Here is a 21,876-nt window from a genome sequence, read left to right as displayed (position 1 = left end):
GGCAGCAAGTTTGATTAGATATTTGCACTCTGGAGGAATAGTAATGGTGGTCATGGCAGCTACAGTCGTCAAGAGGGGAAAAGTGGCACTTTACTGCGGTAAGCTTTCTTGTGCCACTTCCCTTAGCCCTACAGAAAATTCATCTGAAGTGGAGCTTAGTCTAAACCTGTATTATCGACTGTGACAGGCTCCTTTTTTCTTATCCCGCTATGCTTACAATGTCTGTTAACGCCCTACAAGCTATAGACAGGGCTATCTCCCTATGGGAGACTTTTTATTAACGCAATAAAAACCTGTCATTCAGTTCGTTAGAAGGAAAAAATCTTGTATCGCCTATTCATATTTTTCTTCACTCTTTCACTGCCACTTTTCTCCCATGCAGAATTCAGCCATTCAACACATCGTTGGATTGCCGTGTTTCATCCTGATCAGGTAGAAAGCTGCGATGCTGAATTACTCATGGAAAAACTGGACGACCTCTCTTCCGATGCAACACTCTCCCTGGTTCGCCCCTATAGCTCCTGCGGTATTATTTTTCTTTCGGATGAACCACTGGATATTAAAACTCTGAACGAGAACCCATTGATTCGATACTTAGAATCCGACGGCCTCAATGAGATTCAACCGGTTATGCCACCCATCAATTAACAACGGCATTCACAACTCAAGAAAACCTTTTAAAATAAACCCAATGACTTAGACTTTATCTGAAAACAAAGTCACACTATAAATACTGCCAATTAAACGACCACGCACTTATTGATAAGAATGATAATTAAAATTCATTGCTTTTCTTGGCAGAAAGAAATCGCCAACAATTCCACAAAAACAAGTCCTCAAAGAAAAACTGTTTGAATTTCACCCACCTTAGCTGATTTAATTTATTTTCTCTCATTTTCCAACTTTTGGATTGGAGAGAATATTCAATAAATGCTGAATCCCAGCATCTTATGGATAAACAATACTCTTACACCCCGGAAAACCCTTTCGAAACTGAAGAGTATTAAATACGGATATCTATAAAAATAATGAAAATAAAAAAACTGACTTTATCAAAACTGGCGGGCTCAATACTGCTATCAACAGTCACCACTGTTGCTATGGCAAGTGAGGTGGATAACCAGTCAAGCAGCACAAATCGTTTGATCATTAAATACGCTTCGCCCATGAATGCCTTGTCAGTCTCTTCAGAGCCTGCGATTGCTAATTTAACCGGCAATCAGGTACTGAATGTACGCACCATGACAAACGGAGCCAGTGTCGTAGATTTGGGCGAATACAAATCCCTTCAGGATATGGAACAACTCGCTGCCGAGATTTCTCAGCAGTCAAATGTTCTCTATGCAGAGCCGGATTACATTATGTACCCCATGGCGACACCCAATGACACTCGCTATAACGAACAATGGCACTACTTTGAATCAGCCGGTGGTATCAATCTGCCAGCAGCCTGGGATATCACTACGGGTTCTCCCAGCATAACCGTAGCTGTCATTGATACCGGTATTCGCTCCCATGCGGACCTGGCGCCCAATCTGGTTGCAGGTTATGACTTCATCAGCGATACCAACGTTTCCCAGGATGGTAATGGCCGCGACAGTGATGCTTCTGACGTCGGCGACTGGGCTCCAGCAGGTGCCTGTGGCACCGATGGCAATGGACAACCCTATCCTCCTTCAGAGACCACCAGCAGCTGGCACGGTACCCACGTTGCCGGAACTATTTCGGCTGCCAGTAATAACAACACAGGTATTGCTGGTGTCAGTTGGAATACAAAAATCCAGCCCATCCGGGTTCTTGGACGCTGTGGTGGTTACACCTCTGATATCACCGACGGTATGCGCTGGGCTGCAGGTCTCTCCGTATCAGGAGTTCCTGCTAACGCAACTCCAGCCAAAGTACTTAACCTGAGTCTCGGTGGCGGTTCTCCCTGTAGCCAGACTTATACTGACGCCATCAATAGTGTCAGAGCCGCTGGAGCCACTGTTGTTGTAGCTGCAGGTAACAGTAACCAGAACGCTTCCGGCTTCTCACCTGCCAGCTGTGATGGTGTTATCACCGTAGCTTCCAACAAGCGTGACGGTGGCAGAGCTTACTACTCCAACTACGGTTCTGTGGTTGATATTGCTGCTCCAGGTGGTGAAACTCAAAACCCAGCCAACGGTGTTCTGTCTACCCTCAACAGTGGACAAAAAGGTCCTGGCAGCGACAGCTATGCCTTCTACCAGGGTACCAGTATGGCCGCGCCTCACGTTGCTGGCGTAGCCGCTCTGATGTATTCCGTGAAATCCGATCTGACTCCGGATCAGGTTGAGACCATCATTGAAAATTCTGCCAGAGCATTCCCTTCCGTCAGCACACGTCAGTGTTCTACCAGCAACTGTGGTGCAGGTATCATTGATGCTCACGCAGCTCTTCAGGCTGTAAACGGTGGCGGAACAACACCTCCTCCTTCAGGCAATGAACTGGCAAAAGGCGTAGCCAAGTCAGGCCTGAGCGGAAACTCTGGCCAGCAGCTGGAATACACCTTTGAAGTGCCCGCAGGCGCGACCAACCTGTCGTTTAATATGTCAGGTGGCAGTGGTGACGCCGACCTCTACGTTCGTCGTGGCAGCAAGCCGACGACCAGCAGCTACGACTGCCGTCCATACCGCTCCGGTAACAGTGAAAGTTGCTCATTCACCTCTCCCGGTTCCGGCACATGGCACGTTATGCTGAGAGGCTATAGCTCATTCTCCGGAGTGTCTCTGGTGGCAGATTACACTGCACCCGGTGGTGGTGGCGGTTCTGATGAGTTCTCTAACACTACTCCTGTAGCTATTCCTGATAACAATGCAACGGGCATCACCAGCACTGTAAACAGTACACGCAGTGGTGATTCAGGTACCGTGACGGTCAGCGTCAATATTACTCATACTTATCGGGGGGATCTGAAAATCCAGCTGGTTGCACCTAATGGTCAAACCAGTGACCTGAAGAGTGTCAGTAATGACAGCACCGATAACCTGGTGACCAGTTATCAAGTGAATATGGCTGGCGTTGAGTCCCAGGGCACCTGGAGTCTGAAAGTCAGTGACCACTACAAAAGGGATACCGGCACCCTGAACAGCTGGAGCATCAAGTTCTGATACTGATGCAGCAGGAGCCCCTGGGCTCCTGTCCCCTCCCACTTGCTTCTGCTTCTGTTAATGCTAGAGTGCATAGCTTTCCAGTTTACCCCTCTTGAGCACTCCAATGACTTCTGTAGACATTGCCAACATCAAGCTGACTGAATACAGTCATGGCGCAGGCTGCGGCTGCAAGATATCACCTCAGATTCTCGATGGTATTTTGAAAACCAAGCTTCAATTACCTGATTTTCCAGGACTGATTGTCGGTAATTCCAGCAAGGACGATGCCGCAGTTTTTGACCTGGGCAATGGTGAAGGTGTGATCAGCACCACCGACTTTTTCATGCCTATTGTCGATGACCCCTTCGATTTCGGGCGAATCGCCGCTACCAATGCGATCAGTGATATTTATGCCATGGGTGGTACTCCCATGATGGCTATCGCCATTCTGGGCTGGCCTGTGAATATACTGCCTCCTGAAATTGCCGCACAAGTTGTGGATGGAGGTCGTCAGGCTTGTGCAGATGCCGGTATTCCACTGGCAGGTGGACACAGCATCGATGCACCTGAGCCCATTTTCGGACTGGCTGTCACTGGCAGAGTGCCGCTGGAGCAACTCAAGCGTAACGATCAGGCCAGAGCTACAAGCAAGCTTTATCTGACCAAACCTTTAGGTGTAGGTATTCTGACGACCGCTCAAAAGAAAAAGCGACTCAAGGAAGAACACAGCCATCTTGCTCGCGATGCTATGTGCACTCTCAACACGATCGGTGCCGAACTGGCTAAACTGCCAGGCATCAGTGCGATTACCGATGTCACAGGATTTGGTCTGCTGGGCCATCTGATTGAAGTTTGTGAAGGCAGTAAAGTAGCTGCAAACCTCAAAATGAGCAGTCTGCCCCTGCTTCCACATGTCAGTGAATACCAGCAGCAAGGCTGTATTCCAGGCGGCACTCTGCGTAATTTTGACAGCTATGGCCATAAGGCTGCAGCCATCACGGAAGAACAAAAGCAGATCCTTTGTGATCCTCAGACCAGTGGTGGGTTGTTGGTTGCAGTCGATAAAGAAAGCGAAGAAGAGTTTCTTGCCATTACCAGAAAGTTTGGCCTTTCACTGGAGCCTATTGGTGAGCTGAAAGAATATTCGGACGGGCCTTTAGTGGTTGTTGAAAATTGATGAGGAAATTCTGAATTACTCTAAACGATCCTTGTATTTGCTCCTGCAATACAAGGATACAGACCAATCCATGGTCATAAAAAAGCCCGACAATGTCGGGCTTAAAAAGCATGTCAGATTGGGCGGTTACCATATTCGCTCGAAGGCTTTTTAGGCGGATCCGCAGTAACGTTTGATGGGACTTCTTCTATTTCGCCTCCAGAATTGAGAAAGGCCTCTACCTGAGTATTGAGACTTTCTCTAAGTTTTTTCCGGGACTCTACAGTGCGTTGATCAGCTGGTTCGTCTCGACTCCCCAGAAAACTGATATCAACCCCATCAAAACCAGCAGCAGCTTTTTTCGGCGTTTTCCGTGCCATAGCTCTTTCCTCTTGGATACTGGTCAGTGAAGCAATCTTTGCTTCAACCCATTAACTTATGACTTTAGTTCCGATTTTTTTTAGTTATAGTCCAGCGTAGTTAAAACGCCAGTCGGTTCGAGTCCTCCATTGATACTTTGTTATTAAAAAACCTTATAAAATTATAATTACCTATATAAGTTTCCTTGTAAAGTCACAATGAGCCGACGCCTTCCACCTTGCTCTCTGTGCTCCCCAAGCCAGACTCCCTGCCAGGTTCCAAGATTGAACCGTCCGTCGGTAATAGGAAGCGTCACACTGGCTCCCCACAGGCTTGATTTCACATGGGCCGGCATATCATCGGGCCCTTCAAGGACATGGCGATAGTAGTCGGCACCATCAGGAATAGCTTGAAGGGAAAATATTTCCATATCGCGACGCACATCCGGATCAGCATTCTCATTCAAGGTAAGAGAGGCGGATGTATGCTGAATGAAGATATGAGCCAGACCCACCTGATACTGTGACAACTCGGGTAACTGAGACTCTAATTCATCGGTAATTAGATGGAAGCCCCTGTCTTTTTCCGACAATTGAATCTGCTTCTGCAACCAGCCCATATAAAGTCTTCTCCTGTTTAGCCGAACTGCATTGAGCTATCGAAGCCCTTTAGCTAGCTTAACAGGCCTGTTTAATGATTCAGAGATTTCGATTCGCTCTCTTAACAACGCTTTCTTTTCTGGCTGTTTCTTCTCATGCCACTCATTTAAACAACTTTGGTTGTGACTTTCTCGATATGCAGGCTTTCTATATGGAAGAGCTGGGAATTAGTGGCGTCACCATTCTTCACCTGACGAAAAGAATGGATAAACCGGGTTTAAAAGGATTCGCTAAAAAACTGGGTCCTAAAAAATATCTGATTGCTCTGGCAGAAGGCCTCGAACCCAGTGAAATAAGAGTGACTATGGCTCATGAATTAGTTCATGTCCGACAACTGGAAGAAGGCTCTATTAAAAAGAAGGAGTTTGAAAAGCATTATCTGGACCGAAGCTTCGAAGATGAAGCCTTCCGACTCAGCTTGCCATTGGCTGCCCGGTTCTACACCACCCACTCATGTAGCGATGAAGAACCCGGTAACCCAACGTTCAAAGAGGGAGAATAAAGAAGCGGTTAATCACTCCAATGCTGACTTCGCTCAACGGCTTTTTTCCAACCTGCATAAAGCTCCGAGCGTTTATCTTCGGCCATTTCAGGTTCAAATTCCTTATCCACCTGAACCAGCTGAGACAGCTCATCTGTATCTTTCCAGAAACCAACCGCCAGACCCGCCAGATAAGCAGCACCAGCAGCTGTAGATTCAATCAGTTCAGGTCTTGCAACCGTCACTCCCAGAATGTCTGACTGAAATTGCATCAGGAAGTCGTTGGCTACAGCACCACCATCTACTTTCAACTGACTCAGTTGAATACCAGAGTCCTGTTCCATCGCATCAATCAGATCCCGGGACTGATAGGCAATCGCTTCCAGAGTGGCCCGTACAATATGATTCCGGTTAGCACCACGGGTCAGACCAAAAATGGCTCCTCTAGCATAGGGATCCCAGTATGGAGCACCCAACCCTACAAAAGCAGGTACGACATAAACACCGTTAGTGTCTTCAACTTTGCTGGCAAAATAAGCGGTATCAGCAGCATCACGAACCAGTCCAAGTTCATCACGAAGCCACTGAACTGAAGCTCCTCCCATGAAGACAGAACCTTCCAGCGCATAGGTCACCTGACCATTCAGGCTATAGGCAATGGTGGTCAACAATCCATGGGTGGACTTAATCGGTCTCTTGCCCGTATTTTTGAGCAGAAAGCAGCCAGTACCGTAAGTATTCTTGGCCATTCCTTCCTTGATACACATTTGCCCAAACAGCGCAGCCTGCTGGTCGCCCGCTATTCCGGCAACGGGGATGTCGCTTTTACCCACACGGGTATGCCCATAGATTTCAGAAGAGCTTTTCACTTCTGGCAACATACTGTGAGGAATTCCCAGTTTCTCAAGAATGGTGTCATCCCAGTCCAGATCATGGATATCGAACAGCATGGTTCGTGAAGCATTAGAAGCATCTGTGACATGGGCTTTGCCATCTGTAAGCTTCCAGGTCAGCCAGGTATCAATAGTGCCAAACAACAGCTCACCACGTTGTGCCTGTTCTCGGGCACCTTCTACGTTATCCAGGATCCACTTGACCTTGGTGCCCGAGAAATAGGCGTCCAAAACCAGCCCGGTTTTCTCTCGAATATACTCTTCGAAGCCCTCTTCCCGAAGCTGCTCACAAATATCGGTGGTACGACGACACTGCCAGACAATGGCATTATGAACAGGCCGACCGGTTTCTTTATTCCATACGACAGTTGTTTCACGCTGATTGGTAATACCAATTGCAGCAATTTCTCTGGAAGAGATTCCGGTTTTAGCCAGCACTTCGGTCAAAACTGCACGCTGGGTCGCCCAGATTTCCATGGGATCATGCTCTACCCAACCGGCTTGTGGATAATGCTGAGTGAACTCTCTCTGGGTTATACCCGCTATCTGACTTTTGCGGTTAAAGAGAATCGCCCGACTACTGGTTGTCCCCTGATCAATGGATAGAACGTAGCTCATTCTGTGTCACGCCTTCTGTTTTTCACCTCATCATGGCTCTGAATCATGCGACAACCAAGCTGAGGGGCGGCTAAAACGAACAGTATTCAAGATAGAACTGTTTCGTTTATGCGCATAAATTAGTGTTTTTTCATCTATAGTTTGTCATCAGGATATTTTTTATCACACTGGATCACAATACCGGACAGGTACGTATCGTTATTGAGACAATTGCTGACCCCTCAACCGAAAGCCTACTAATAGAAAAACCAAGCACTTGTCGAGTAGTATTGTCAGGATCCTCAGATATTAAATCAGTACCTTCTCCCCCTCTGTTTTCGAGCGTTCAGAATGACCATAGAAAGTGCCGTCACCTTTTTTATCGCTATGCTGATCTTTAGTGTCACACCGGGGCCTGGTGTATTTGCAATCGTAGCCAGAGCGATGGTTTCAGACGCTAAACAGTGCACCTCGCTTGCAGCTGGCATGGTTTTAAGTGATGTTGTTTATTTATTGCTGGCCTGTTTTGGTCTGGCTGCCATCGCTGAAAACTGGGCAACGCTCTTTGTTGTCATTCGTTACATAGGGGCCGCTTATTTGATTTACCTGGGCTACAAACTGATTACAGCCCTGCCCAAAGCTCAAGAAACCATGGGACCAAAGCAAAACTCTGAAAGTTTATCTCGCACTGCAGGCTTTGTTCAGGGCTTTTTGATATCGGCTTCCAATCCAAAAGTCATTTTATTCTACATATCGTTTTTGCCGACCTTTATGGATTTAACCATACTCAACAGTCAGGACATTCTTTTAGCCACAAGTCTAACAGTCACTGCACTGATGACGGGCTTGATGCTGATTGCATTGGGCGCCGAGCGACTGGGCAGTGTATTTAAAACACCCCGTGCACAACGTAAGATGAATCAAGGCGCCGGCAGTATTATGATTGCTGCAGGCACTTATCTGGCTATTTATAAATAATCCATGAACGGACTCTCTCAATGACTTCCACCCTGAACGCAGGACTGAGGAACTTAAAAATCCTCAACATCATTCGATTGATAATCCTGCTGACAGAGGCTTGCCTGTTAATAGCGGCTGACGGTTATTTTGACTTAAAACCTCTCTGGCCTGCTGTCATTATCGTGTTTACCCTGACGGCCTGCCTTATTGGTTACACCTGGTTGAGATACCAACGTCAGACTCCGGTTTCTTCCAGGGATCTATTTATACAGCTACTCGGCGACACCCTGTTACAAACTGCGCTGCTTTACTGGAGTGGAGGCAGCACCAACCCTCTGATTTCAGCTTATCTGTTAACCGTTGCAGTCAGTGCAACGCTATTACCCCTGAAACCACGATGGATCATTACCACCCTGACTATTGTTTTTTATACTCTGTTGCAAAGCTGGTATCACCCTCTCCAGTTCCCTCAAACATCTGGCCATGACATGGCAGGCCATGGTGTGATGGAGTCCATGATGATGCTCCACCTTGCCGGCATGTGGCTCATCTATTCCCTGAGCGCTGTCCTGATTACAGGTCTGGTTGCCAGCATGGCCGACAGGATAAGAACTCACCGGGCTGAAATAGCCACCAACAGGGAAAACCAGTTACGCAGTGAACGTATCATGAGTGTTGCCACTATGGCCGCCAGTGCAGCTCATGATCTGGGAACACCATTATCAACCATGAGTGTGGTATTGGGCGAGATGGCGGATGATCACAATAACAATCCCCAACTCAGCAATGACATTGCTCTGCTTCGCTCTCAAATTGAGATATGCAGAGATCGTCTTTCCGGGTTGGTAGCCAGCAGTCAAAACCAGAAACCTGTCGTTCAAAGCGCCCATGCATTTACATTGCAGGTACTCGATGAATGGCAACTGCTTCGTCCAGGTATCAAAGTAAAATTTCTATGTCCTGACTCGTTTCCGTTTCAGATCGAAGCGGATCAGGCACTGAAAGCAGCTCTTATCAATCTATTAAACAATGCGGCTGATGCCAGTCCGGATTATGTAGAGCTTGAACTGACACATGAAACCGATACGGTTCTGTATAAAATTCGGGATAACGGGTCGGGATTCCTGCCGGATATTTCTGAGCGCGCCGGATTGACCACCATCTCTACTAAAGAAGAAGGGCTTGGATTAGGCTTGCAACTCAGTGCTGCCAGCATAGAAAAGCTGAACGGCATTGTGAGATTATACAACTTGCACACAGAAAGTAGTCATGGACCATCAGGTGCAATTACCGAAGTCAGCCTGCCTAAATGTTAAAATGAACGATTCAGCATCGGAAGCATGCCAAAACCACAGCAAGATACTCCTTGTTGATGACGACCAGACTTTTTGCCAGGTTCTCGCAAGAGCCATGCGTCGAAGAAATCTGGATGTCAGAGTCGCCTACTCGGCAGAACAGGGAGAAGAGATTCTGGAGCAATTCAAGCCTCAGCTAGCGGTGGTCGACCTGAAAATGTCAGGAGCCAGTGGCTTGACCCTGATCCCAACACTGATCAATAAAAATCCCAAAGTTCGCATTCTGATACTGACTGGCTATGCCAGCATAGCAACTGCTGTAGAGGCTATTCGTCTAGGTGCGGCCAACTATCTGTGTAAGCCCGCCGACACGGAACAAATCATGTCTGCTTTATTCTCACAGCCTGAAATGCCTCATGAAGTGCCCGTACCGGAAAGACCCATATCCCTGGAAAGACTGGAGTATGAGCATATTCAGAGAATACTGCTTGAGAACGAAGGGAACATCAGTGAAACGGCCCGGCAATTGAATATGCATCGCCGGACCTTGCAAAGAAAGCTGGGGAAAAACCCGGTAAAAGCTTAAGAGCTTTCCAGATCAAACTCCTGTTCGTTTCTTGAGACTCTGTTGCTTAAAAACCCATCAACGATGAGAAACAACAACATAGCAACACCCGATAAAGGGAACAGGATACCCGTTACCAGCGTCAAAATGACCACTCCCTTTTCACCCCCTGATCGGGCCGAGAGAGGCCGCTTTGGTGGTGGGTTTAATAACGACTCCGTTTTTGCTGATCGTCTCTTCCACCAAAGCACAACACCGGTGACAGCTAATAGCAGAATGCCGACGCATACCAGTGCAGAAAAAATCAGATTCCACCAGCCTGCCCCCCCTTTATGAAAGGCCACTCCGGCAGCCATTGCCTTGGCGACTGCGTTGTAATCTTTCCAGCCAATGTCTGCCAGTACTTTCCCTGAGTACTGATCCAGATGCACCGTTCTGTCACCCAGTGGATTATTGATATCACCGTTCATGGTCACGGCCATAATTGAATAGACACCGAGATCATCACGAGGCAGAGCTATACGAAAAGACTGACTGAAAGCGCCTTCCTGAGTCCGCTTAAAACCCAGATCAATGGCTTTTGCGAACACCTCATCCAGGGTCATTGAATGAGTATTGCTGTCCATCACTTTGGAAACCGGCACTGGTGTCAACTCAAGATTCCAGGGAACTTCCTTCAACCCTTCGGTACTCAAGTCAGCATGCGTTTTCACGGCTGGTGCCTGTTCACTATCAGACTGCCACGAGCTGGCACTCTTTTCTGCTGGGAACGAGTTATAAGGCTGAACAATTTTTGCGCCCCAGATACCGGTCCAGGACATCCCTGTCAGAAGAAAAAAGAGCAGAAAGGCACTGAAATAAAATCCGGCAGAGGCATGAATATCTTTCCAGACGAGCCGTTTGCCCCCACTGCTTGCTTTTCTCCAGATAGAAGGCCAAATAAACTTTGGTAATAGCATTACCTTGAAAGCACGACCGGTTTTGGGCCAATGTAGATACAATCCGGTAATCAATAACAGAATGCCAAGACCCGCAGCCACTTCAATAAGGACATCACCACTCTCGCCCATCAAAAATGTACCGTGAATCTCATCGCTAATACTGTACCAGCGATCAGCATTCTTGAAATCTCCCAGAATGTCTCCAGTATAGGGATTAACAAACACCAGCAGTGCATGACCCTCAGCACTAATGACTTTAAACAGGCCCGACTGATCTTCATAAACCGGTGAAACATACTCGGTAATCACAGCATCAGGATAAGCCTCACTCACCACACCCCGTTGCTGTTCCAGTAAAAGAGGTTTGGCTTGAGGTTCTGGTTGAACGACATGTGTTAGCTGATCACCGTACTGCCACTGATCAATCCAGGGGGCAGCCAGCATGACCATTCCCGTAATACACAACATCAGAAAAAAGGGAATAACATAAAGTCCGGCAAAGAAATGCCAGCGCCATATAGACAGGTAAAATTTCTTGTTCATCGAGCACTTGGGTTGAATAGCTTTATAATAGGAAAATCATAAAGCGCTGACATCACAAGTGAAGGTGACAAAGTGTCGCAGGGAACTCGAGGATTATTCTGGTTCAGTCCAACAAAGCTTTTCGTTAAACTTCCTCGTTAGCGAGCGGAGAGCAATGAATGATTCTGAATTGGGTCAGTGTGCTGACACTGGTTGGGGTATCACAGGGAATTCTTCTGGCGATGGTGTTAATGACACTGCCCTCCGGAAGTATAAAAGCCAATCGGATTTTGGCGGCTATCATTGCAGTGCAAACTGTCACTCTGAGTGTTTTTTTCCTCGTCTACACTCCTGTTGATCAACCTTACCCTTTCTTTGTTTTTCGACTGGCTACTATCCACTTTCTAACGGGCCCACTGCTCTATTTTTATGTCCGGTTGCTGGTTAGACCCGATCAATCAACAACCAGACACGACAGCCTGCATATACTCCCATTCCTGATTGCCTTTGCTTCCACTTTTATGATGGCGGGACCCGAACAGTTTCAACATGCCCCGTTCGAACGATTAACACTCGGTATCAAGGTAGAACTGGCTCTTCGCAGTCTTATAGGTGACCTTGTGCTTCTGGCTTACGCTGTCTGGTCTTTCGTGATGCTACGAAAACACCGTAGAAACATCGAACAGCAGTTTTCCTCTCTTGAAAAAATCACCCTTCACTGGTTACAGGTTCTGGTTCTCATATGTGTCATAGGAGCCTTAATGAGTCTGATATTTGAGTTGGTGGCAGTGTTCTTAGGTGTTTTTCTGTCAGAAGTCAGGGTGGTGGCCGTTTTATTCCGGGTTGTATTGCTATACGGCATTGGTTTTATGGGAATGAGACAGCCCATGATCTTTGAGGCCGGAAACCCGTCTATATCTAACGATCAACCGGAAGGTGGGAATGGTAAAACAAAATATCAACGATCTGGACTGACCGATCAGGATGTGCGGCGTCTATGGCAAAAGCTAGAAACCCATATGAGCAGTGCAAAAAGTTATCGAACTCCAGGACTGAAAGTAGGTGATCTGGCATCTGAACTGGGCATTCGTGAGAATTATCTCAGTCAGGTCATTAATAGTTGTGCCAAAAAGAACTTCTTTGAATTCATCAATGAGTACCGTCTTAGCGAGGCAAAAATACTATTGATCAAACAGGCTGATAAACCCATCTCAGAAGTGGCGCTTGAGGTTGGTTTTGCCAGTCAGAATGCCTTTAACAACCACTTTAAAAAGCATCTTAAGCAGACTCCAACCCATTTCAGAAAAAACCACAAAGAAAAATAAATCCATTAACTTTCAATAAGTTAAAAACAATTTCATCATCGCGTGAAGGCCGTGAAATACAGGATTTCACGCTTGCTGGCTGCTGTTTCCAAGATTCTTCATCATCGCCATGCCTAATAAGAAAAAGGGCTCGTTCCCAAAATAAGAAGGTCATGGATACTCAAGATGAAAAAGATCATACCCGCTTTAGTTCTTCCTCTGATGATTACCGGTAGCACTCTGGGACTTACTGGTTGTAGTGATGTCGAAAGACTTGTCGACTTGATGACCGGTGTAGGAGAACTTGGGACACTGGCCGATGGGAGTGGTCAGACCACTATTAAACTAGAGGAGGGTATTACTGTCCCTACTCAGACAGGTAACCAGCCACTGTCATCTAATCCTCTGCCTCCCCTGCCCATGGAAGATCATCCCTATATGCTGGATGAATACAGCAGTGCAGGAGTTCATGGAGACAGCTACAACTCCAGTGTTTCCCCATTGCCCGGACCATTAGGTCTGAACCCCATGACGACTTATCAACCCGCTCTTCCGGGTGATGATCTGGCAATGTGTACTCCACTGCTGAGAAACCTGGAGGGGCTGATGGCTTCTGTCTGCATTGCCATCACTGGACCCAGCCAGTTAGTTCTGTTCGACCCCAAAGACAATTTCAACGTACTCGCCCAAACCGATATTCCAGAACGAAAAGGACTGACCGATCCGGCCGGTGGCTGGTATACCCGTATGGATCAGAAGGGACGGCCAGTAGTGGCTACACCAGATCAGGATATTCGTGTTTATGACGCTGTGAAGAAAGATCAGCAATACCAATGGCAGGTTGCCGAAACCTGGGACCTCAAAGAGCACCTTCCGGAAGAGGTTTCCCCCTTGGATGTTATCCCTGACTGGCAGGGAAATTACTGGTTTATGACCGGTTATGGTCAGGTGGGCTATATCAACCGAAAAACAGGTTCTGTAGACGTCCTGCAACTGGGTAGTGAAGGGCAGGAAGAAAAGTTTGGAACCGCCATGGCTGTAACCCGTGAAGCAGGCTTTATATTAAGTACCCGTGCACTCTATCGATTGGAAGTGAATAAAGACAGCACTGTTAGTATTCGCTGGCAATACGACTATGGAGAATCATCAACAACCAATGGTGACCTGACAGCACCTACTGTTTTTGATAAAGGCCGCCTGATTGCCTTTGGTTTAAATGATGGCCGTGAACAGGGACGAACAGTAGTTCTTAGAACGACTGGAGAATCCATCGACAACCGTACGGTCTGCCAGCAACCTATGTTCAAGCCTGGTAAAAGTTTCTTGGATAACACCATGGTGGGATACGACAAAAGCCTTATTGTTCAAAATAACTTTGGTGGTGTTTTCTACGAGCTGGTTGAATATGAACCCGGGTTGGCTCGCGTCGATGTCCGGGATGACTACAGTGGCTGCGATACCATCTGGGAAAACTATACCGTCTCCTCTCAAACACCCCCTCGCTTATCCACAGGAGACGGGCATGTTTATCAATACTCAAGAAAAATGGGAACGCCCGAAGATGTCCACGCCTGGTATTTGAGTGCCCACGATTTTGAAACCGGCGCGGTCAGCTCGGAATTGTTTGTTGCCAGTGGTGAACGGGCTGACAATCCCATGCTCTCCATCGATTTTATGCCGGGCAATGTTATGGTCAGCGGTGTTCGCAACGGTATTCTGGTACTGAGTGATAACAGTCAGGCAAAGCCTGGTGGTGAAAAATGAGAGTTCTTCGCCTGAGCATTGTTTACTTTTTCACGTTGGCCATGAGCGCCCATGCCTCAACCCGCCCCAATGTCATTTTGATCCTGGCTGATGATCTGGGCGTTGAAAATCTTGGCGTATACGGGGGTGAATCCTACAGCACCCCCAGTCTGGATCAGCTGGCAAAAGAGGGCATGCGTTTTGAGAGAATTCACAGTAATCCGCTCTGCACTCCATCACGGGTCAAGCTGATGACCGGGAAGTACAACTATCGAAACTATCAGGACTTTATGGTGCTACCCAGAGGTGAAACCACCTTTGGCCACACTATGAAAGAACTGGGCTATCGAACCATGATTGCTGGTAAATGGCAGCTGCACAGTAGCGGTTTTGAAGAGCAGGTGGGTATGCTCCCGGAAGAGTCCGGCTTTGAAGATTATCGTCTCTGGCAGGTAAAACGAGAAGGACGAGGCTCACGATACTGGGGCCCTACACTGGTCACCAATGGAAAAGCGGAAACATTTCCTGAAGATCGTTTTGGACCGGACCTGATTAACGACTATGTACTGAATTACATAGAGAAGCATCGTACTGAACCGTTCTTTATCTATTATCCGATGATATTGCCTCATGATCCTTTTGTGGCAACGCCTGATCACCCCAACGCTGCAAATAATGAAGAAAAGTATTCAGCCATGATGGTGTATATGGATAAGCTGGTTGGCAAGGTTAAAACCAAATTGATAGAACAAGGGTTGGCAGAGAATACAGTACTCCTGTTTGTTGGTGACAATGGCACCAGCTACCGCATCAGCTCAGTTCGCAACGGTATCAGAGTTAATGGAGGTAAGGGTCAAACAACGACCAACGGCACCCATGTCCCCTTTATTGCCTGGTGGCAGGGAACGATTAAGCCGGGGTCCATCAATCATGAGTTAATTAACCTCAATGATTTTTTCCCGACTTTGCTGGAGTTGGCTGGAGAAAAATCCAACAAAAACCTTGGGCTGGACGGTTCCAGCCTGGTGCCACTTTTGCTGGGACAGGAAAGTCTGGGTCGAGACAGTATATTTATCCACTATGACCCTAAGGCTTATCTATTCAAGTCTGCTCGCTATGCCTTTAATGACAATTGGAAGCTCTATGAGGATGGTCGATTCTTCCATACAACCATTGATCAGGAAGAAAAGATCGACCTCAGTCAAAGTACTCTGGATGATAGCCAGAAAGCAGCCCATGACTTATTGAAAAACCGCCTGGAGAGTATGGAAGGTGAACCAGTCAGTGGTTTCTATTCTGTTCCTGCCAAAATAGTCACACGCGCTTATCAATTGGGAGCAGGAATTTTGCTGATTCTGGTCAGCATTATTGCCTGGCGTCGTTATCGTAACTCTTCCAGGTCAGAGGCTGTTTGATGATTGACCTGAAGCCGTTGATAGGTGCTTCAGATGATTTACAACGGCTTCATGCAATAGGCGGGTTAAAGCCCCTGCTTATCCGCCATTTTTCTGGCAATTTTTGGTGCGTTCCATAGTGATGGCAAAAGTATCAGAGAAACAGGTACAGCTGTAATGACAATGAATGACTGCAAAGCTGAAACACCCCCAGCACCAATAGAAATCAGCAACGCAGCCACCACCCCCATCATGACTCCCCAGAATATACGCACATAGGCTTGGGGATGATCATTTCCTGTCATCACCATTGAGACGGCATAGGTCATGGAGTCACCGGTGGTGGCTACAAAAATAGTGGTCAAAAGAAGGAACAATACCGACACCAAAAAATCAAATGGCAGCTGCCCGGTAATCGCTAACAGTGCAGCGGGTAAATTGAGACCGGTAAATGGTTCGGAAATGACTCCCGGATTTTCCAGTTCAAATGCCAGGCCAGTCCCCCCTACAATGGTTAGCCAGAAGGTTGTAATGAGAGGGGCTAATATCGAGGTCAATATGATCATTTCCCTGATTGTTCGGCCACGAGAAATACGTGCAACGAACATGGCTGTCAAAGGGCCGTACCCCAGAAACCAGCCCCAGAAGAAAATAGTCCACCAATCCAGCCATTCAGGATTCGCCCGGAAAGTGGCCATAGGAATAAATTTGTTAAGATAAACCCCAAACGAATGAAAATAACTGTCAAAGATAAACGAAGTGGGACCCGTTAGAAGAAGGAATGCCATCAATGCAACAGCCAACAGCACATTCACACTGCTCAGAATCTGAATACCCCGGGTAATACCGCTGACGGCCGATACGGTGTAAATGCTGATCAACCCAACCAGAACCATTAACTGAGTACCGTAAGTATTCGGTATATCAAACAGCTTTTCCAAACCATAGCCGACCTGCAAACCAAGAAACCCTATGGGCCCCACCGTCCCTGCTATTACAGCCAGCACAGAGCTTGCATCCACAATCGTTCCTAAAGGTCCTCTGAGGGCTTTTTCCCCAAAGAGCGGGTACAACAACGTACGAGGTTGGAGAGGAAGTCCTTTTTCATAGTGCAAATACATGAAAACGATGCCGGTCAGACTGCTCAGAATGGCCCAGGGCAGGAACCCCCAATGCATAAAGCTTTGGGCCAGTGCATTATAAGCGGCATCCGCTGAGCTATTCTCTTCACCAAATAGCGGGGGAGGAGACATGAAATGAGCCATGGGTTCCGCTGCAGCCCAAAATACACCTCCACCAGCCAGCAGCGTGCACATTATCACCGAAACCCATTTAAAGTTGCTTAGCTCAGGTTTATCCAGCCCCCCTAACAGGACTCTTCCAGTACGCCCTATGGCCAACACAAGACCAATGATGAAGGTCGATAACAACAGTAGTTGCCAATAAACACCGAACAGTCTGGTAGAAGTAGCAAACCCGACACTGATCCAGTGGGAAACCATTTCAATGTCGTGCAGGGATAAAAGTACAAAGAGTCCTAAACTTCCTCCACTGACAAGAAATACAGGCAGATCAATATCGGAAAACAAGCTTTTTCGGGCGATGACAGACTCATTATCAGACAGCATTGAGTTGTTTTTTCATTATAAAGGTGCAGGTAAGTATATTTACTGAATCAGGATCCCGCGAATCAGATAGCCGAACGGTCGCTTTTTAATCAAAAAAATTAAAACGAAAGTACCAATTAAGGCAGCGAAATGAGTTCTGACAGAGCACTGAAGGGCTCAAGGAATGGCTGAGAGGGATACGGTTTCGAATACCATTAAAAAAGGGCGCCTGTCGATACTTACATATCGTGACATAAGCAGTTCTTAGAAAATAAGGGCTGCAGGCGTATTACGACATCATTTGTCATAAAAAATACGTCCATTTCTCGACAAATTCTTTGGCATACGACCTTATTCTGACAATCCCACACCCCCACATAAGACTGCTGAAAAGCCCAGTGACAATCTTTACGATTGGGGGGACGATCGCTTTTATACGAAAGAAGAAGGCCCGTGCACCTGGCCTTGCATCACTCCACCCTCAATCGTCAGAATGTCTTTTCTTGACCAGCCGATCAACAACCTTATCTCTCATTGGCTTAGACCTTGGCACAATGGCAAACTCAAGACCAAAAGGCCTGATCAGTTCCACTAGAACTTTCATGGTCGGCTTCGTTCTATCACCTTCCACCTGCGACAAGGTTTTCCTATTAATACCAGTTAGCTCTACGAACTGATCCTGATTGACACCCAACACGTCCCGACGCAATAGCTTTATAAGCGTCCCCTGGGTAATTTCACCCTCAAAAGCCAGTACCAGTAGGTTCATGAGAATCTCGGCTTTATCCTCCTCATACTCCACTTGCTTCTTTCGTGAAAGAACGGATTTATCTTTATCGCTGATAGCCTGAGCCATACTTTCCCAGAACAGCCGAGTTTTTGCTTTGTTTTCTATTTTGTTAACTTTTACAGCCTGGACATTTGCCGCAGCCACCAGCTGATTCTTTCTGCGCTTTTCTTTCAGCCTTTCTGCTCTGCTTTTAGCCATCTATCAACTCCCAGCGCTTAAGACGTTCCTCTATTGTTGTAATGCCAATGCTTGGAAAGGTAATGATGCGTTCTGGGACATCACAACCTCGCAACTTATCTTCCAGGCCTATCAGTTTCTGAGCTGTACTCTCCAGCCGCTGGATTATCCCATCTGCTGAAACCGGACCATATTCCATCTGACTCAACTCATCTTCCAGCTTTAACGCTATTTCATCCCAGTCGATCATCCAGCCGTTTTCCAACGGCTGATCCCAAATCATCTTGCGCCTAATCCCTTCTGGATCAGCTTTCATGGGTGCCATATCGTACAATGGTGCCAATTTGATGGGCTCACCTGGGATCTTCAAGATAGAGGTGTTTCGCCCATGGTTATCAGCATTACCCAAACAGAGATTCAACAGATCTCTCTCTACCCATACTTCAGCCAGCTCCTGCATTGTCATACCATTCTCTTGCCCACAGAGTATTGGTGCCAAAGCCTTAATAACATCAATATGTTTTAAATCAGCGCCGGCCTCTGCGTTCATCACAGAATAGACAGACTCCATTCCGTACTTGACCAGCTTTCCGTTTTCGATTCCTACATCAAACCGGGGTAACCAGAGTGAGTATTTCCCATTCTGATCAAAAAACATCATGTCTTCTACCTGAATGGTATCCATCCCGATTTGATCCAAGAAACGATAATAGCCAGCTTCAGCCTTTAATATCGCCTTATCATCACCAGTCTGCTCCCCTCTTGGAAACTTGACCAGATAGTGCCGGCTCAGATTCAAAACATCATCTTGGTACGGGTCAATCCATACCTCATTTTTGTCTGTCACGCGAACGAGATATTTTGGCGCTTCACCACCAGCACCGGTAGCACCACCACCAACTGCCCCCATGCTGGACGCATGATTAAGAAAGTCTGAATGCCGAGTCAGAACATCCTCTATTGACCAGGTCATGGTCTTTAACCGGTTCCCGCTATCGTCGTATGGGACTGACTCTTTGATCCGCAAGTTGCCTATTGGCGCAATGGTACCTTTCAGGAGTAACTCATAGTCCTGCTTATAAGGTGGTTGTCGAGACCCAATACCTAAATTCTCAACCCAGAATCTACGACCTGCACCAGAAGGAATAATATCGTCTAACCATGACCACCAGCGCTCACAGTGATAGCCAGCAAACGGAAGAACAGGAAGCATTGAAGAGCAAGCTGCAGAACCCACCTGTTCAAAATACGTGGCAGCGTGCTGAATCTCATAATCCAGTTCAATCCTTCCGGTATGACCTAACGCCGGGTCATCAATGATCAGTTTCGCTGCATCTGCCCAGATTTCATCAATCCAGACTTGAATAGTCAGCTGTTTGCTACGCATGTTGGATCCAATAGTGATTGTGTATATTTATACTCAATGTTAGTAGAAAATAACATCTTTGCGTATATTTATACACAATCATCATAGAATTTCTAAACTTCGTGTATATTTATACGCAATCCTTACCCTTTCACCCTCTTTCATACTACGGACAAACCCAACTCTTTCAAAACCTCCAAAATGAATTATATGAGTTTTATTGCATATTGAATAAGGAGATCGATGTGCTCCATCTACAAAACACCCAGAGACTATGAAAGACTACTTGAAACGCTTCAGAAGGGTTATTAGCTTTGTCGACTACAGTCTCAATTCAGATTAGATTTAGAGAGAAAGTATCAGAACATCTGCCAGATCAGCTGAAGTGGTCTAATGACTACGGACACCTCGTTAAGCACAATACAGTGTGTAACAGCGAGGTCACCCATGACGAAGAAACGCAAAACCTATAGCAAAGAGCAGAAACTGAAAGCTGTAAAACTGGTTGTTGAAGAAAGCCAGGCAGTCACAGACGTTGCCCGCACATTGCAAGTGCCGATCGGCAGCTTGAACCGTTGGGTGAAAGCCTGGCGTGACCAGCAGGATATGGCTTTTCCAGGAAACGGGAAACAGGCCTTAAGCCCTGAACAGCAAGAGATTAAAGAGCTCAAGGCCCAAATCAAATTGCTGGAAATGGACAAAGAAATATTAAAAAAGGCGACGGCCTTCTTCGCGAAAGAAACTCTGTAAGGTACGAGTTCATCCGGCAGGAGAAGGAGGCCTACCCCGTGTCCAGATTATGTCTGCACATGGAGGTCAGCCGCAGCGCCTTTTATCAGTGGCAGAAAGCTGATAATAAGCGCTCACAGGAATCCATGGCTAACAGTTGTCTGGCTATCGATATGAAACAAATATTTGAATCATCCCGTGGCTCGTACGGCTCCCGGAGGATGTCTAAGGCTCTTCGGGCTCTGGGTTACGATATTGGTCGACACAAAGCTGCCCGACTCATGAAAGAGTTGGATTTAGTCGTTAAGAAAGCCCGTAGATTCAAGGTGACAACCAACAGCAAACACAAGTTTCCGGTGGCTGAAAATCGACTCAATCGTGAGTTTACAGTCTCTGAGCCTGATAAAGCCTGGGTCGTTGACATCACCTACTTGTGGACTCGAGAAGGTTGGGTTTATCTGGCCGCAGTTGTAGACCTATTCTCTCGCAAAGTAGTGGGCTGGACCATGAGCCATCGGATGACCACCGATCTGGCACTTGATGCCTTGAGAATGGCTTACTGGTGTCGTAAACCGGCTGCCGGATTGCTGCATCACTCGGATCAGGGAAGCCAGTATGCTTCCCATGATTACCAAGACGAACTGAAAAAATACCACATGGTTTGCAGCATGAGTCGTAAAGGAAATTGTTGGGATAATGCGGTAATGGAAAGGTTCTTTGGCAGCCTGAAACGTGAGCAGACTGATCACTACAGCTACAGTGCTCGAAAGGACGTTATGCGAGATGTTGTCGATTACATCATGTTCTACAACAACCATCGACTGCACTCCTATCTGGACTACGTGAGTCCGGTAGATTTTGAGCAGCAGGAATTGAAAAAAGCGGCTTAACTTGGTGTCCTTTTTTACTTGACCACTACAGTTCGCAATGGACATGCAAACATTTCCACGGCTTTGCTCCTATTATGTCTTATGTGGGAAAAGAGGGCTGGTGTATAGGTGCTGAACTTCGCCCTGACTCACAACATTCCCAGAATGATTTCGTGCCCTTTCTAAACACTGTATTACGCAGACTTCGTCGTGTTACCCAAGCGCCGGTATTACTGCGACTCGACAGCGGACATGACGCAGAAGATACTCGCAGAGAGATAGCAAACCACAGTAATGTAGACCACATCATCAAACTCAATCCACGCAAGCAATATACCGTTACAGCCTGGCTGCCAGC

At 47.0% G+C, this 21,876-nt stretch carries 19 protein-coding genes and 1 pseudogene; 13 read left to right on the top strand and 7 right to left on the bottom strand.

Translation table 11 applies throughout. From position 1 onward, the window contains the following. The 4 genes from ACR2PX_RS03405 to selD all read left to right on the top strand — a co-directional run. On the top strand, positions 1-184 hold a 184-nt coding region (locus tag ACR2PX_RS03405), incomplete at its 5' end, for a hypothetical protein (RefSeq protein WP_433997956.1). Positions 185-324: 140 nt separating this feature from the next. After that, the gene (locus tag ACR2PX_RS03400) at positions 325-648 is read left to right on the top strand and encodes a hypothetical protein (protein WP_433997955.1); all 324 of its coding nucleotides are present in this window, start codon (positions 325-327) and stop codon (positions 646-648) included. A 380-nt stretch (positions 649-1,028) separates the two neighbouring features. Further along, on the top strand, positions 1,029-3,128 hold the full coding sequence (locus ACR2PX_RS03395) for a S8 family serine peptidase (RefSeq protein ID WP_433997954.1): 2,100 nt from the start codon (positions 1,029-1,031) through the stop codon (positions 3,126-3,128). Between the two features lie 106 nt (positions 3,129-3,234). Beyond that, the gene (gene selD, locus ACR2PX_RS03390; RefSeq protein ID WP_433997953.1) at positions 3,235-4,287 is read left to right on the top strand and encodes a selenide, water dikinase SelD; all 1,053 of its coding nucleotides are present in this window, start codon (positions 3,235-3,237) and stop codon (positions 4,285-4,287) included. Positions 4,288-4,400: 113 nt separating this feature from the next. On the opposite strand, the gene ACR2PX_RS03385 is transcribed toward selD, so the two are convergent. Beyond that, positions 4,401-4,646, bottom strand: a complete 246-nt coding sequence (locus ACR2PX_RS03385) for a hypothetical protein (protein WP_433997952.1) — start codon at positions 4,644-4,646, stop codon at positions 4,401-4,403. 167 nt (positions 4,647-4,813) lie between these two features. Next, positions 4,814-5,245 carry a secondary thiamine-phosphate synthase enzyme YjbQ gene (locus tag ACR2PX_RS03380; protein ID WP_433997951.1) on the bottom strand — a complete coding sequence of 144 codons (432 nt, stop codon included), beginning with the start codon at positions 5,243-5,245 and terminating at the stop codon, positions 4,814-4,816. Positions 5,246-5,319: 74 nt separating this feature from the next. Here ACR2PX_RS03380 and ACR2PX_RS03375 point away from each other — a divergent pair, with 74 nt between their 5' ends. Further along, positions 5,320-5,787, top strand: coding sequence for a hypothetical protein (locus tag ACR2PX_RS03375; RefSeq protein WP_433997950.1), 468 nt, complete (start codon positions 5,320-5,322; stop codon positions 5,785-5,787). 8 nt (positions 5,788-5,795) lie between these two features. Here ACR2PX_RS03375 and glpK read toward each other — a convergent pair whose 3' ends face one another. After that, the gene (gene glpK, locus ACR2PX_RS03370; protein ID WP_433997949.1) at positions 5,796-7,277 is read right to left on the bottom strand and encodes a glycerol kinase GlpK; all 1,482 of its coding nucleotides are present in this window, start codon (positions 7,275-7,277) and stop codon (positions 5,796-5,798) included. Positions 7,278-7,607: 330 nt separating this feature from the next. Here glpK and ACR2PX_RS03365 point away from each other — a divergent pair, with 330 nt between their 5' ends. From ACR2PX_RS03365 to ACR2PX_RS03355, 3 genes are read left to right on the top strand one after another with little or no spacing between them, the layout of a single operon-like run. Next, positions 7,608-8,234: a LysE family translocator gene (locus ACR2PX_RS03365; RefSeq protein ID WP_433997948.1), complete on the top strand. Its 627-nt coding sequence runs from the start codon at positions 7,608-7,610 to the stop codon at positions 8,232-8,234. Positions 8,235-8,254: 20 nt separating this feature from the next. Continuing rightward, the gene (locus ACR2PX_RS03360; protein ID WP_433997947.1) at positions 8,255-9,532 is read left to right on the top strand and encodes an ATP-binding protein; all 1,278 of its coding nucleotides are present in this window, start codon (positions 8,255-8,257) and stop codon (positions 9,530-9,532) included. Between the two features lies 1 nt (position 9,533). Next, a complete protein-coding gene (locus ACR2PX_RS03355; protein ID WP_433997946.1) occupies positions 9,534-10,097 on the top strand; it encodes a response regulator transcription factor in 564 nt (187 codons plus the stop codon). On the opposite strand, the gene ACR2PX_RS03350 is transcribed toward ACR2PX_RS03355, so the two are convergent. Continuing rightward, on the bottom strand, positions 10,094-11,560 hold the full coding sequence (locus tag ACR2PX_RS03350) for a PepSY-associated TM helix domain-containing protein (RefSeq protein WP_433997945.1): 1,467 nt from the start codon (positions 11,558-11,560) through the stop codon (positions 10,094-10,096). The two genes, ACR2PX_RS03355 and ACR2PX_RS03350, sit on opposite strands and share 4 nt — an antisense overlap. 158 nt (positions 11,561-11,718) lie before the next feature. Between ACR2PX_RS03350 and ACR2PX_RS03345 the strand changes: the two genes are divergently transcribed. From ACR2PX_RS03345 to ACR2PX_RS03335, 3 genes are all read left to right on the top strand, one after another. Next, positions 11,719-12,864: a helix-turn-helix domain-containing protein gene (locus ACR2PX_RS03345; RefSeq protein ID WP_433997944.1), complete on the top strand. Its 1,146-nt coding sequence runs from the start codon at positions 11,719-11,721 to the stop codon at positions 12,862-12,864. A 165-nt stretch (positions 12,865-13,029) separates the two neighbouring features. Beyond that, positions 13,030-14,607, top strand: coding sequence for a hypothetical protein (locus ACR2PX_RS03340; protein ID WP_433997943.1), 1,578 nt, complete (start codon positions 13,030-13,032; stop codon positions 14,605-14,607). Beyond that, positions 14,604-16,001 carry a sulfatase-like hydrolase/transferase gene (locus ACR2PX_RS03335; RefSeq protein ID WP_433997942.1) on the top strand — a complete coding sequence of 466 codons (1,398 nt, stop codon included), beginning with the start codon at positions 14,604-14,606 and terminating at the stop codon, positions 15,999-16,001. Before ACR2PX_RS03340 ends, ACR2PX_RS03335 begins: the two co-directional genes overlap by 4 nt. A 65-nt stretch (positions 16,002-16,066) precedes the next feature. Here ACR2PX_RS03335 and ACR2PX_RS03330 read toward each other — a convergent pair whose 3' ends face one another. The 3 genes from ACR2PX_RS03330 to ACR2PX_RS03320 all read right to left on the bottom strand — a co-directional run bounded on the left by ACR2PX_RS03330 (position 16,067) and on the right by ACR2PX_RS03320 (position 19,941). Further along, positions 16,067-17,608, bottom strand: a complete 1,542-nt coding sequence (locus tag ACR2PX_RS03330) for a BCCT family transporter (RefSeq protein ID WP_433997941.1) — start codon at positions 17,606-17,608, stop codon at positions 16,067-16,069. Positions 17,609-18,068: 460 nt separating this feature from the next. Continuing rightward, on the bottom strand, positions 18,069-18,575 hold the full coding sequence (locus tag ACR2PX_RS03325) for a helix-turn-helix domain-containing protein (RefSeq protein ID WP_433997940.1): 507 nt from the start codon (positions 18,573-18,575) through the stop codon (positions 18,069-18,071). Continuing rightward, complete coding sequence (locus ACR2PX_RS03320) at positions 18,568-19,941, bottom strand: HipA domain-containing protein (RefSeq protein ID WP_433997939.1); 1,374 nt, start codon at positions 19,939-19,941, stop codon at positions 18,568-18,570. The genes ACR2PX_RS03325 and ACR2PX_RS03320 overlap by 8 nt, the downstream gene beginning before the upstream one ends. A 426-nt stretch (positions 19,942-20,367) precedes the next feature. Between ACR2PX_RS03320 and ACR2PX_RS03315 the strand changes: the two genes are divergently transcribed. Together ACR2PX_RS03315 and ACR2PX_RS03310 are read left to right on the top strand one after the other, a co-directional pair. Next, positions 20,368-21,539 (top strand): IS3 family transposase gene (locus ACR2PX_RS03315; protein ID WP_433997938.1). Its coding sequence is split into 2 segments (ribosomal slippage): positions 20,368-20,623 and positions 20,623-21,539, totalling 1,173 coding nucleotides; the frame shifts between segments, so codons are not numbered across the junction. 74 nt (positions 21,540-21,613) lie between these two features. Then, positions 21,614-21,876, top strand: a pseudogene (locus ACR2PX_RS03310) (IS1380 family transposase); the annotation flags it as partial.

Origin of the sequence: Endozoicomonas sp. (genome assembly GCF_051008435.1) — a bacterium.
Taxonomy (GTDB): Bacteria; Pseudomonadota; Gammaproteobacteria; order Pseudomonadales; family Endozoicomonadaceae; genus Endozoicomonas_A.
This window is presented reverse-complemented; position numbering and strand designations above follow the sequence as displayed.

Coding starts and splice junctions, on each gene's coding strand:
- ACR2PX_RS03330 (WP_433997941.1), bottom strand. CDS start 17,608: ATGCTGTCTGATAATGAGTCTGTCATCGCCCGAAAAAGCTTGTTTTCC.
- ACR2PX_RS03325 (WP_433997940.1), bottom strand. CDS start 18,575: ATGGCTAAAAGCAGAGCAGAAAGGCTGAAAGAAAAGCGCAGAAAGAAT.
- ACR2PX_RS03380 (WP_433997951.1), bottom strand. CDS start 5,245: ATGGGCTGGTTGCAGAAGCAGATTCAATTGTCGGAAAAAGACAGGGGC.
- ACR2PX_RS03355 (WP_433997946.1), top strand. CDS start 9,534: ATGAACGATTCAGCATCGGAAGCATGCCAAAACCACAGCAAGATACTC.
- ACR2PX_RS03340 (WP_433997943.1), top strand. CDS start 13,030: ATGAAAAAGATCATACCCGCTTTAGTTCTTCCTCTGATGATTACCGGT.
- ACR2PX_RS03395 (WP_433997954.1), top strand. CDS start 1,029: ATGAAAATAAAAAAACTGACTTTATCAAAACTGGCGGGCTCAATACTG.
- ACR2PX_RS03345 (WP_433997944.1), top strand. CDS start 11,719: ATGATTCTGAATTGGGTCAGTGTGCTGACACTGGTTGGGGTATCACAG.
- selD (WP_433997953.1), top strand. CDS start 3,235: ATGACTTCTGTAGACATTGCCAACATCAAGCTGACTGAATACAGTCAT.
- ACR2PX_RS03320 (WP_433997939.1), bottom strand. CDS start 19,941: ATGCGTAGCAAACAGCTGACTATTCAAGTCTGGATTGATGAAATCTGG.
- ACR2PX_RS03375 (WP_433997950.1), top strand. CDS start 5,320: ATGATTCAGAGATTTCGATTCGCTCTCTTAACAACGCTTTCTTTTCTG.
- ACR2PX_RS03335 (WP_433997942.1), top strand. CDS start 14,604: ATGAGAGTTCTTCGCCTGAGCATTGTTTACTTTTTCACGTTGGCCATG.
- ACR2PX_RS03365 (WP_433997948.1), top strand. CDS start 7,608: ATGACCATAGAAAGTGCCGTCACCTTTTTTATCGCTATGCTGATCTTT.
- ACR2PX_RS03360 (WP_433997947.1), top strand. CDS start 8,255: ATGACTTCCACCCTGAACGCAGGACTGAGGAACTTAAAAATCCTCAAC.
- glpK (WP_433997949.1), bottom strand. CDS start 7,277: ATGAGCTACGTTCTATCCATTGATCAGGGGACAACCAGTAGTCGGGCG.
- ACR2PX_RS03385 (WP_433997952.1), bottom strand. CDS start 4,646: ATGGCACGGAAAACGCCGAAAAAAGCTGCTGCTGGTTTTGATGGGGTT.
- ACR2PX_RS03350 (WP_433997945.1), bottom strand. CDS start 11,560: ATGAACAAGAAATTTTACCTGTCTATATGGCGCTGGCATTTCTTTGCC.